At 38.1% G+C, this 12,383-nt stretch carries 6 protein-coding genes and 1 pseudogene; 2 read left to right on the top strand and 5 right to left on the bottom strand.

Translation table 11 applies throughout. The annotated features are described in order from the left end of the window. Together QNJ66_RS13080 and QNJ66_RS13075 are read left to right on the top strand one after the other, a co-directional pair. The gene (locus tag QNJ66_RS13080; RefSeq protein WP_300507539.1) at positions 1-4,014 is read left to right on the top strand and encodes a non-ribosomal peptide synthetase; all 4,014 of its coding nucleotides are present in this window, start codon (positions 1-3) and stop codon (positions 4,012-4,014) included. Between the two features lie 68 nt (positions 4,015-4,082). Next, a complete protein-coding gene (locus tag QNJ66_RS13075; RefSeq protein WP_300507536.1) occupies positions 4,083-5,426 on the top strand; it encodes an MFS transporter in 1,344 nt (447 codons plus the stop codon). Between the two features lie 32 nt (positions 5,427-5,458). Here QNJ66_RS13075 and QNJ66_RS13070 read toward each other — a convergent pair whose 3' ends face one another. From QNJ66_RS13070 to QNJ66_RS13050, 5 genes and pseudogenes are all read right to left on the bottom strand, one after another. Further along, a complete protein-coding gene (locus QNJ66_RS13070) occupies positions 5,459-6,661 on the bottom strand; it encodes a transposase (RefSeq protein ID WP_300507533.1) in 1,203 nt (400 codons plus the stop codon). A gap of 397 nt (positions 6,662-7,058) precedes the next feature. Next, positions 7,059-7,961, bottom strand: a complete 903-nt coding sequence (locus tag QNJ66_RS13065; RefSeq protein ID WP_300507530.1) for a PEP-CTERM sorting domain-containing protein — start codon at positions 7,959-7,961, stop codon at positions 7,059-7,061. Between the two features lie 393 nt (positions 7,962-8,354). Next, complete coding sequence (locus QNJ66_RS13060) at positions 8,355-8,621, bottom strand: hypothetical protein (RefSeq protein WP_300507527.1); 267 nt, start codon at positions 8,619-8,621, stop codon at positions 8,355-8,357. 29 nt (positions 8,622-8,650) lie between these two features. Continuing rightward, positions 8,651-10,552: a group II intron reverse transcriptase/maturase gene (gene ltrA / locus QNJ66_RS13055; protein WP_300507524.1), complete on the bottom strand. Its 1,902-nt coding sequence runs from the start codon at positions 10,550-10,552 to the stop codon at positions 8,651-8,653. Positions 10,553-11,153: 601 nt separating this feature from the next. Further along, a pseudogene (locus QNJ66_RS13050) lies at positions 11,154-12,383 on the bottom strand (transposase); the annotation flags it as partial.

Below are 12,383 nucleotides of genomic sequence, written 5' to 3'. Positions count from 1 at the left end.
ATGGTTAATAGTCCTCAGAAAAACAAAGAAAAAAATATAGAAGCCATTTATCCTCTCTCTCCTATGCAAGAGGGAATGCTCTTTCATTCACTCTATGATCCTGGATCATCTGTTTATTTTGAGCAGTTTAGTCTCGAAATCAAAGGTCAGTTAAATATTAATTCTTTTCAACAAGCTTGGCAAAAAATTGTTGACCGTCATCCTATTTTACGGACTATATTTATTTGGGAAAATAGGAAACAGCCACTTCAAGTTGTGCGTAAGCAGGTCAAATTGCCTTGGACTTTTTCCGATTGGCAATCTTTTTCTTTAGACGAGCAAAAAACAAAATTTGATGAATTCTTAAAGGAAGATAGACAGCAAGGGTTTGATTTCAAAAAAGCTCCTTTGATGCGTTGTCGTCTGATTCAAATCACTGAACAATCCTATTATTTTGTTTGGAGTCACCATCATATTCTATGCGATGGTTGGTGCTTACCTATTCTTTTTAAAGAAGTTCTGACTTTTTATGAAGCCTATTGCCAAAAACAAACCTGTCGTTTACCTAAACCTCGACCATACCGAGATTATATTGCTTGGTTACAAAAACAAGATTTAAACAAAGCAGAAACTTTTTGGAGAAATAATCTTCAAGGATTTACTGTTCCGACTTCTTTGATGATTGAGTCATTAGTATCTTCAAAAACTAAACTAGAAAGTTCTCGTCAATCACAAACTCAGAAACTGTCAAAGGAATTTACTGAAAATTTGAATCAGTTTGCTCGAAAAAATAGGCTTACCCTTAATACGATTATTCAAGGGGTTTGGGGAATTATTTTGAGTCGCTACAGTGGCGAATCAGATGTTGTTTTTGGGGCAACTGTATCGGGTCGTTCCCCTGAATTAACAGATGTAGAATCAATGGTCGGGTTATTTATCAATACGTTACCCGTCAGAGTTAAAATTCCTGAAAATGCAACAGTGATTCCTTGGTTACAAAATCTTAGGACTGATCAAGTAGAACGGGAACAATATTCTTATACTCCCTTGGTACAAATAAAAGCATGGAGTGAAGTGTCTCCAGAAAGAGCTTTATTTAACAGTATTTTAGTATTTGAGAATTATCCAATAGATGAATCTCTAAGATCATCTGCTAGTAATATAGAAATTAATATTTTAAGGGTTTTTGAGCAAACGAACTACCCATTAAGTTTATTAGTTTCTATTAACAAAGGGTTGGAGATAAAAACTTTTTATGATCCTAGCTACTTTTCTGATGAAAGCATAGAATTCTTATCAGGAAACCTTGTTACTCTGCTTGAAAGCATAATAACAAATCCAGAGGAAAAAGTTACAAAATTACCTCTATTAACAGAAAGAGAAGAACATAAAATGTTAGTGGAATGGAATAATACAGCAGCAGAATATCCCAAAGATAAATGTATTCATGAATTATTTGAAGAACAGGTAGAAAGAACCCCTGATGCAGTAGCAGTGGTGTATGAAGAGGAACAGTTAACCTATGAAGAACTGAATCAAAAAGCCAATCAGTTAGCCAATTATTTGCAGAAATTAGGAGTTAAACCAGATACATTAGTAGGGATATGTGTCGAGCGTTCTGTCGAGATGATTATTGGATTATTAGGGATATTAAAAGCAGGAGGTGCTTATGTTCCCATCGATCCTAATTATCCCCAAGAACGGATTGAATATATGTTAGACGACTCGAAGGTTTCTGTACTATTAACTCAAGAGAAATTATTAGAGGAATTGCTAACAAGTCAGGCACAAACGATTTGTTTGGATAGGGATTGGGTTGAGATAGATAATGAGGGAAAAATTAATCCTGAAACCTTAGCTAGTTCTGGGAATTTGGCTTATGTGATTTATACATCTGGTTCTACAGGTAAACCCAAGGGAGTGCTAATTGAACATCAAGGCTTAGTTAATTTAATTCTATCTGCCATTAGAGAATATCAATTAACCGGTAAAGATAAGGTTTTGCAGTTTGCTACTATTAGTTTTGATACAGCAGGTGAACAAATTTATGGATGTCTGCTTTCAGGAGGGACACTGGTACTGCGAACTGAGGAAGTTGTTGGAGGGATAGACCAATTCTTGCAAAATTGTGGGAACTCGAATCTTACCGTCCTGGATTTGCCAACTGCTTATTGGCAACAAATTACTTCTGAATTAAAGACCAATAACCTTGGCTTACCGCCATCCGTAAGATTGGTTATTATCGGAGGAGAAGGAGCATCTCCTGAGTTGGTTAGAACTTGGCAAAAGTATGTAAGTGATTCTCCTCAGTTAATCAATGCTTATGGACCAACAGAAACTACTGTGACAGCTACTATCTGTCAAATTGATAGTGCTACCAAGATAGATAAGAACGTACCAATTGGTAAACCAATTGACAACACCAAAATTTATATCTTGGATTCAAACTTGCAGCCGGTTCCGATTGGAGTTGCAGGAGAATTACATATAGGAGGAGACGGTTTAGCTAGAGGATATCTAAACCGACCAGAATTAACCACCGAAAAATTTATCCCTAATCCCTTCGGCGAAGGAAAACTCTATAAAACAGGAGATTTATGCCGTTATTTACCCGATGGCAACATAGAATACATAGGAAGGATAGATCATCAAGTAAAAATTAGAGGTTTTAGAATTGAACTTGGGGAAATAGAAGCTCAATTAAGTAACCATCCTGAAATTAGAGAAAGTGTTGTTATTGCTAGAGAAGATGAACCTGGAAATAAACGATTAGTTGCCTATGTAGTCTCTGATGTGATTCCTGAGCAAAGTGTTAGTCAAACACTACGGAAACATCTTAAAGAGCAACTACCAGACTACATGATTCCTAGTATATTTGTGTTGCTAGAACAACTGCCCTTAACCCCTAACGGCAAAATTGACAGAAAAGCTTTGCCCGACCCCAAATTGTACACCTTAAACGTCTCTACAGGGCAAATTTCCCCAAGAGACAGACTAGAAATTCAATTGGTTAGCATTTGGTCTGATGTTCTCAAGCTTCCTCATATAGGAGTATCAGACAATTTCTTTGATATTGGGGGTCACTCTTTATTAGCAGTTGCCCTAATCAGCAGAATTAAAGAAACTTTGGGTGTAGAGTTGCCTCTAGCGACTTTATTTGAATACGCTACCGTTGAAGCAATGGCCACCTTGTTACGTCGGCAGGATGTTTCTCGTTCCTTTTCGCCTCTTGTTGCTATTCGTCATCATGAAAATAAATCGCCCCTATTTTGTATTCATCCATCGGGAGGCAATGTCTTATGTTATTGGTCTTTATCTCAATATCTTAATCAAGAACAATCCCTTTATGGATTACAATCCCCTAATCTCAATCCCCATCTTGCCCCCCTTACCACCATTGAAGAAATGGCAGAGTGTTATCTACAGGCGATTAAAATGGTACAACCCAAGGGACCTTATTTTCTGATGGGTTATTCTATGGGTGGACTGATTGCTTTTGAGATGGCTAGACAATTACAAACTGAAAATCAAATGGTATCTTTTTTAGGGTTAATTGATACCTATACTCCCTGCTGTATGGCACAAAAGTCTTTAGACTTTACTGATATGATTATTTTGTATTTTGAAAAATTCAAAAAAGCTGTTGGAGAAAATCAGCATGATTCTTGGCTTTCTCTTGAAGATTTGCAAAAGTTAGACGTAGATGACCAATTGCGTTATCTTCTAGAAATAGGAAAACAAACTCGTCAACTTCCTCAAGATTTTGACTTTGAACAAGCACGTCAGATAGTGACAACAGAAATGTTAAGTGGACAAGCTATAGTCAACTACGAACCCCATCCCTATTTGGGTAAAATCACTCTCTTTAGAGCGAGAGAAAGTGATTTTGGAGAAGACAAGGATGGATTCTTAGGATGGACATCTTTTATTTCTCAACCTATAGAACTCTTTTGGCTACCTGGTAATCATCATAATGTTATGGATAAGCCTCAGATTCAGGTGCTGGCCGAACAGTTAAACGTTTGTTTAGAATAGTTTATAAAAATTAGCATAAGGATTTAATAATGGCCCGATCTAATACACTCTTACAAACGTTAAAGAGTATGAGAGTTTTTTTAATAGTTTGGTTTGGCCAACTAATATCTATTAGTGGTTCCCAACTAACGAGCTTTGCCTTAGGCGTGTGGTTTTATCAAAGCAACGGTTCGGTCACTCAATTATCATTAATCTCGATATCTGCTCTTCTTCCTCATGTTATTTTTGGTCCTTTTGTTGGTGTTTTGGTAGATCGCTGGAATCATCGTTGGACAATGATTTTGAGTGATGCTTGTGCGGCTGTTGGTACCTTGACCATTCTTATTTTATTGCTCACTAATCATCTAGAATTATGGCATATTTATCTCGTAAATACTGTTAGTGCAATTAGTGCCACTTTTCAATGGCCAGCCTATATGGCATCTATGGTTTTATTAATTCCTAAACAACAGCTTGGTCGTGCTAATGGATTGATTGTTCTAGCAACAGCAATAGCTCAGATTTTTGCTCCTCCTTTAGCTGGTGCTTTGCTAGGAATTATTAACCTTCAAGGTGTTATTACCATTGACTTAGGGACATTTGTTATTTCTGTCATTATTCTCTTATGTATTCGTTTTCCTAAAATTCCGATTAATTCCGACACAATCAAGTCTGATCCCTCTCACAATGAAGAAACAGCTTTTTCTTCTCTAAAAGAAACAAACAACTCTCCTCCTTCTTGGATTGAGGAATTTAAAGATGGATTTTCTTATCTTATGATTCGTCCAGGACTCTTGGAAATTGTCGTTTTTTTTGGATTGATAGGTTTGTTTAGAGGAGCAACAACTATTTTATTCAACCCTCTTGTCTTAGCCACTAATTCCGCCTCTATTCTAGGCTTGGTTTTAGCGATGGGAGGTGTTGGAATGCTATTAGGTAGCTTGGTTATGACTATTTGGGGAAGTTCTGATAATTGTGTGCATCGGATTTTTGTTTTTGTTTTACTTCAGTCTCTATGTGTGTTGAGCGCAGGATTGAAAGTTTCAGTTATCATCTGGGTAGTCTGTATTTTTTGCTACTCGTTTGCAGTTCCCATTATTGAAGCAGCCTTCATGACCATCATTCAAAGAAAAGTTCTTCTTAACCTTCAAGGACGTATTTTATCCTTAATGTCTGCTTTAATCAATTCACTGAATCTCATCAGTTATTTACTATCAGGATTGCTTGCTGATGCAATTTTTGAGCCGCTAATGACTACTAATGGAATCCTTGGTAAGACGGTGGGACTTTGGCTTGGTAGAGGGCCAGGTCGGGGTATTGGGTTGATGTTTGTGATTATGGGGTTATGTATGATACTGATAGTCACCGTTATGTATCAAAACCGTAATCTGCGATTGATTGAACAGAAGCTACCTGATTTGACACTCTCCTGATTCCGCTACGCTAAAATCAGGAGATTCTTCTCTCAATGGCTCTTGTCTAGCCAATCAGCGATTGACCCCGACAGAACGCCTCCAGAAGCGATTTCATTCACGGGCTGCCCGACCGCTACTAGACCACGATTTCTTATTACCTGACTGGCCGCTACATCACGATTCGTTCGATACCCACAATGGGGACAATTATGAACTCTATCAGATAGATTCTTTTTGCCTGTTTGGGTATTACAATTAGGGCATATTTGACTGGTATAATCTTTATCTACCTTGAGAAAATAGACATCTCTTTTCCAGCAAACATAAGCCAAGATGTTGAAGAACTGACCAAAGCCAGCGTCTAAAGTATGCTTGCCAAATAAGCTTTTAGCCCAGGCTTTGAAGTTAATATCTTCGACAAATATCATTCCGGCTTGGTCGCATAAATGATGAGCTAATTTGAAATGCCAGTCTTTTCTAGTATCGTGGATTTTTTGATAAATTCTAGCTATTTTAGCTTGGAGTTTTTGCCAATTATTTGACCCTTTTTTCTTGTTCTTTAACCTTCTTTGCAGCGATTTAAGCTGGCCATGAAGTTGATTGAAAAACCGAGGTCTTTTGACTAATTCTCCCTCGCTAGTAGCTAAATAAGAATCAAGTCCAATATCTACCCCTAATGGATATCCTTGTATAGGAGTTTCAGGAATATTGACCGCTAATTGATAAATTAACTGTACAAAATACCCTGACGATCTCTTAACTACTCTAATTTGTTTTAGAAGAAACCCATTACTGATAGGTCGAGACATCCTCATTTTTACTTTCCCAATTTTGGGAAGTTTTACCCATCCATTACCTACCCATTCTTGTTTAACAGATGGGTAGAGAAAACTTCTCATTTTCTTTTTAAAGCGTGGAAAACCGAATCCCCTTTCCCACATATTCACAAATGCAGCTTCTAAATTTCTTAGGGTTTGCTGCAAGACTTGTGAATGGGGTTCTTTTAATTCGGGATAGACTTTCTTGGCATCAGTTAAAGATTTACACTGAGAATTATAGGTAGGTCTAGGAGTGTCTAAACTAATTATATATTCTGAGTGGATCGAACAAGCATTGATAGGAGACTTACGACTATTAACCCAATCTTTTCGCTCTCGAAGTGCATAGTTATAAACTTTCCTGCACGTTTCAAGATACATCTCAATCATCTGGACTTGAGACTTTTTAAGTTTGAGCTTGAAATCGTAGGTCATCGTTATCATACCCTCATCATAGCATAGTTAATAAAAACAATAAAACTTATTAAGAAATATTCACGGACAATAAATTACCCGTGTTGCGCTACATCTCCCACTTAAAAGATGGGAGCTTTGCGCTGCCCGTCTTTTTCTGTAATCAACAATTAGAAAACACAAAAAAAAAGAAACCTTAAAAAGTTTCTTTTAAAAAATTAGGCTCTACCGAACTTGGTATGGTAAAAATCGCTCAAACCCTAACTAAGCGTGATTTAGGAAGGAAGTTAATAACAATCAAACTATCAAAAACTCAAATGTTTGCTAAATCAGACTTTCAGTATGTTTTTTTTAATAGTTTTACATGACAGGTTCGGTAGAACCAAAAATTATAGAGCTTAGATTTTTGCTCTTACTATTACTTTCTCTGCTTTTTCAGCCCAGAGAAAATACCAGTTCCCGCTAAAGCTAATAAACCAAGCATAGAAGAGGGTTCAGGAACCTTTTCAACAACCGTGATGGTGAAGGAAACACTACTAACATCTGTTACCCCGTCTAACTCAGCGGGACCGACACCCAAACCTTGACCTGTGGACTGTAGTGCATAATGTGCCTCAAAGACGTCATCGCCATCGATTTTCAGAACTGTTCCTAATGCTTCGAGGTCAAAGTCCACAGTAGGAACACCACCAATGTCATTATCTGTTAATTCAAAGAAAGTCACCTCTTTTAGAGAGAAGATGTATTGAGCTCCATCATCAGCTGTTATATCCATAAAGGATAAGCCACTGTTATCAGAAGGAGCATTGTTCCCTGTAGTAAAACCATTAGGGAGGTTCAATCCATCAGCATTTCTTACGTTCCCCAGATCACCAGCATTTAGGCGAGAAAAACCTCCACTACCACCAGAAGCAATCATCAGTGCTAAATTCCCAATAGTCGCGTCCACACCCAATGTTTCATCAAAGTTAAGAATGGCATTATCGGCATTGAGTGTGGCATTCCCATTGCCTTCAGGCAGGGTTGGTGAAAAGATGAAGTCGATAGCTCCATTATTTAGACCTCTTCTTGCATCAATTGCTCCACTTCCAGTACAAGCCCCCGCTTGGTCGTTAGCCCCGAGAGGATCGGGAGAAGCTGGAAACGGACAAACACCAACACCAGAACTATGACCATTGAGTTGTAGACCCCAGAAGCCGTTGAACTGATCGCCGGGGGCGAAGGGGCCACCTGCATTTGCGTCATTGGCGGAACCTAGCACGGAAAGAAGAGCAATGGGAACAGAAGCCCCTAGATAAGCTAATTTTTTGATTTTGTTCATAATGTTAATCCTTTCGGACGTTAATTTCGATAAGTTCGGTTTGTTAGGTTAAGGCCAGTAACGTTTTGACACATCACCAGACTAAGTACCTAAGCTTACCGAACATATTAAACGATAATTTCGTAAAAAGCCAAGAATTTTTCTTATTTTTTTTAAGGCTTTTGGATATGGTAGTGATTCCCATGTAGTGGAAATTCTGGAAACTATTAGTAACCTGGGCTTGACGGGGTGACAAGAATGTTAAATAGCGGTTCGGTTTCGTTTCTTTAACCAATAAGATAATTCTACTCCGTGAAACTCTCTATCCCCTAAAATTAATAACTCATAGTGAGAAAACAGTTTTAAAACTCGTCGGATTAATTGACTTCTCCCCGTGATAAATCAACGGGGATTCTAAAAGGATACTCCGCAATGGGTTAAAACCCCATTGCTTTGTGTCTTTTTAGCTGACCAGAATTTTAATTTCTGGGGACGAGTCAAAACGCCCCTAGACACTCGACTTAAATCAAACTTAAGTGTTGTGCTTACTTGTTTATTTAGTTGCTTATGGGGGAGACCTTCTTGAGCGCGCTGAATCACTTTACGAACTATGAGTAAAGTCAGTGAAGAGGTCGCCCCCTCCACTGCTCTCCAAAACCGTACTTGACAGTTTCCCATCATACGGCTCCTCAGTTTAATGAGCTTTGTCATTAGTACGTCGTCACCAACATATCGTCAATCCAAATGTAATTATTTGGGATGTTCCATAGTGGTTTTGGTATGACACTTTTACAGTCAGTTTTGTTACCAGACCTTTCCAAACTTCCGTCTGTTAAGGTCTTTTCATCGTGGCAATGTCGATGTAATAGTTGTAGGTTTTTGTATTCATTTTTCCCACCTTTTGATTTAGGTGTGATGTGGTCGAGTTCTATTACATCCCCTTCACGAAAGTACAGATTGCAGTGGGCGCATTTTCCTTTTTGCCTTTTTAATAAGGTTGCCCTAGTTTTAGGCATTTCAGGATGTTTGCCCATTCTTGAACTCCAGTAGATGAGATTACCATCATAGGGACTTGCATTACCTTTGACCTTGATATGGCGTTTGATTTCCGTTTCGTAGTGTTTAAGTAATATCATAGGGTTGTTTCCTTCCCTATTAGTTGCAAAAGTCCAATTGTTGTTACCTATTCTTCGGAAATATTTGAGGTAAACCCATTTCTTCCCTTTGTTTCGGTGACGTTTTATCCCCCATTTAATGAGTTTCCATACCGTAAGATGGTACAGCCTCACAAATGCCTTATGACTTACTACTGTAGAGAAATAATTACACCAACCTCTAATGATTGGGTTGAGTTTTGATATCAGAATGGTTTGGGATTTTCCCTTACATTTTTCTACCATTTCTGCCACTTTTTTGTAATGTCGATTTTGGCTTTCTTTGGATGGGGTTATGATGGTTTTAAACCCTAGTAGTTTACCTTTTCCTCCTTTCTTATCTTTCACTTTACCCGATTGATATTTTCCAACTTTGTGTTGTTGGATGTGAAATCCTAAAAAGTCGAATCCTGGTTTTTCCTCTTCATACCTATCTAATGTGTGAGTAATTCGAGTCTTACTGGGTTTTAGTTCTAATCCAATGTCTTTTAACCATTTGGATATGTGTTGTTTACAGAGTAGGATTTTGTCTATGTCTTCATGGAGGATTACAAAATCATCAGCATAACGGATAAAGTTGACTGATTTTATCTTGTCCCTTTTACCTATTTGCCTCCCTCGCTTTTCTTTCATGTTGAAAGTTTCTGCGAGCAAGTTGATTTCATTTTCCATTCCATGTAGTGCTATATTTGCCAATAGTGGGGATATAACACCGCCTTGTGGTGTACCTTCCTCCGTGGGAAATAACTTATTATCATCCAATACTCCTGATTTTAGCCAAGCTCTCACTTGACGTTGGAGTGATGGGTAGCTGTTAAGTTTTCCCAACAATTTTTGATGGTTGATTTTATCGAAGCATTTGGATATATCAGCATCTAGAACAAATTTGCTCTTTTGCTTAATTCCTGAGAATATGGCTCCGATAGCATCTTGGCATGAGCGTCCTGTTCTGAACCCATAGGAGTTAGGTTCAAATTTGGCTTCCCATTCAGGCTCTAGAGCCATCTTGACAAGTGCCTGTAATGCACGGTCGTACATGGTCGGTATCCCTAGTGGTCGTTTTTCTTCCTTCCCTGGTTTGGGTATCCATACCCTACGGGTTGGTTTGACTTTTGACCCTAGTTTTAATTGGTTAATCAGCTTAAACCGTTGCTTTGGGGTTAGTGACTTAACACCGTCCACACCTGCGGTCTTTTTCCCTTGATTATCTTGAGTTACCCGACGCACCGCTAGACATTTGGCTGACCAGGATGAGATTAGAAGTTTCTGGAGTCTGCGTACTGTTCTAACATCGTCACGACTAGACGCTTTGTAAATGCGCTTTTGAACCTTATATACTCGTTTTTCTAAACTTCCCCATTCAATCATTGCCCAGTTAAGCTGGTCATTGATGTCATCGGATGATTCATGTCTGAGTATTAATCCTACAGTCTTCTGTTGTGAATCTGTTTTAGGCATTTAATTCTACTTGTACCTTTACATTTCATCAAACCGTGAGTCTGTCAGCGTATCCTCATCATTACAATAAGGCGTTGGCTTCTGACTCAATCTTTTTCATCTGTTACCTACTTTTAATAGTAGAGGTTGCGTCTTAGCTGACTACTCACTGATTCGACCTTCAGATGAGAGTAAACAGATGGGTTACTTCGTTCCTCATAATCTTTGGTTTGTCACTTTAGAATGGTTACTCTTCACCGAGTTTTAGAGTGGTACTGATAAGTCGGGCTAAACACTCTTATCACTCTGTACTAATGCCCTTTTGGGACTACCAGTGTGTCAGCCTTATTACACTGGTTTGGGATAACGATGATTCAGACATATCCTTCACTTGCGTTATTCATAGTGACTTGCTCACAGGTAACTAATTTTAGGCTAGTAGTTACTTTCTGCTTTTATTCTCGCTTCAGGGATTGATGGCTATTCGCTACCCTGGAGAGTATGCTTTCACCCTAGTACCGAGGAGATAGGACTTGTGCTTTCTAGGATACTGACACTCACCTATAAGATTATGAAGTTGTCATCAGTTAAGGATTAAAGTGCGTACTCCACCCTGTATGGGTTACTTAACTGATGCCAGCCGTCCCCCTATTTCTAGGTTTGGACTGAACGAATCGCACTTAGCACTCCCATTGCAATCAGCATTGATTAACTCTTCATTGGCAGCACGATATAAACCTCTTTTTATTCTCTTCCCTGATGGTTGCCACCCTTCGGGTTTTTCACCAAAAGTAGGTAGCCAATCATTATCTAGAAATGAAGCTTTAGAGGTATAACTTTCTTCAGTTTCAATAAACTTAATCCCGTATTGTTGGCACAATTGTTTAATTCTTTCTTTAAGTTTACCTGTAGGAATTGAAACAAAAGATTGATTGTTCTTTTTCCCTAGATTAACATTCTTTTTTTGTTCTTCATTCCAGCCAAAAACAACCACTCCAATTTGATGCTGAAGACAGTGATTAATAACAAGCCTCGCTGCTTTATTAACGGCATCCCTCATTTGTCGGTTACGCTTTTCGGTGATAAGAGCAAGTTTTTTTGACCAAAATCCTTGAGGTTTTCCCTCTTTGAGGGTAGCTAGTTGTTTGTTGTACCAACGATTAACAGACTTAAGATGTTTTCCATCAATTATGAAGCTAGTCCCAAGGTTAGAAACCCCTGTTAGCCAATTGTTTAATCCTGGGTCAATTCCTAGTACATATTCGTCATTTACCTCAGTTTTAACTGGTTCAAGCTCATAAACAAACTCAACATAAAAACATTTATTTCTAGGCAGTATTCTTAATTCGGAGATTTCTTGAAAACTTAAATTAGAAGGCATTGGTATATAAAAGCTATCAAGTCCAAACCATCGCTTAACAGTTTTATAGCAATAGACAGGCTAGTTAGGACACATAAATTATATTTTAAGGGAACAGGGAACAGGGAACAGGGAACAGAAAAATGTCCTAATAGCTTTGGCGACTGCTATACCTAAAGGAATTCTAATTTTATTGTCAACCAATTTTAAGGCTTGCTTAGGATAAGTGACAAGACACAACCCCCCTTTTTTTCTATATGACCGAAGACGAGGTTTATCTGTCAACTCTCCTTTTCTATACTTTTTGCTTAACTCCTTGAATGATTTGAACGACTCCGCAACACTTCTTAATATTTGTTGTGCTGCTTGAGAGTATAAAACTTGATAATGCTTGTTGCTTTTATACTCTTTCTCTAAATCAAATTTACCAATAATTTTATAGGTTTTGAAATAAAGTTGACGAGCATAATAAATCCCACAGTTAGTTAGTTT

The sequence above is a fragment of the Crocosphaera sp. genome (genome assembly GCF_030064895.1).
In the GTDB taxonomy this organism is placed as follows: domain Bacteria; phylum Cyanobacteriota; class Cyanobacteriia; order Cyanobacteriales; family Microcystaceae; genus Crocosphaera.
The sequence above is the reverse complement of the archived record's forward strand: the minus strand, read 5'-3'. Positions and strand labels throughout refer to the sequence as shown.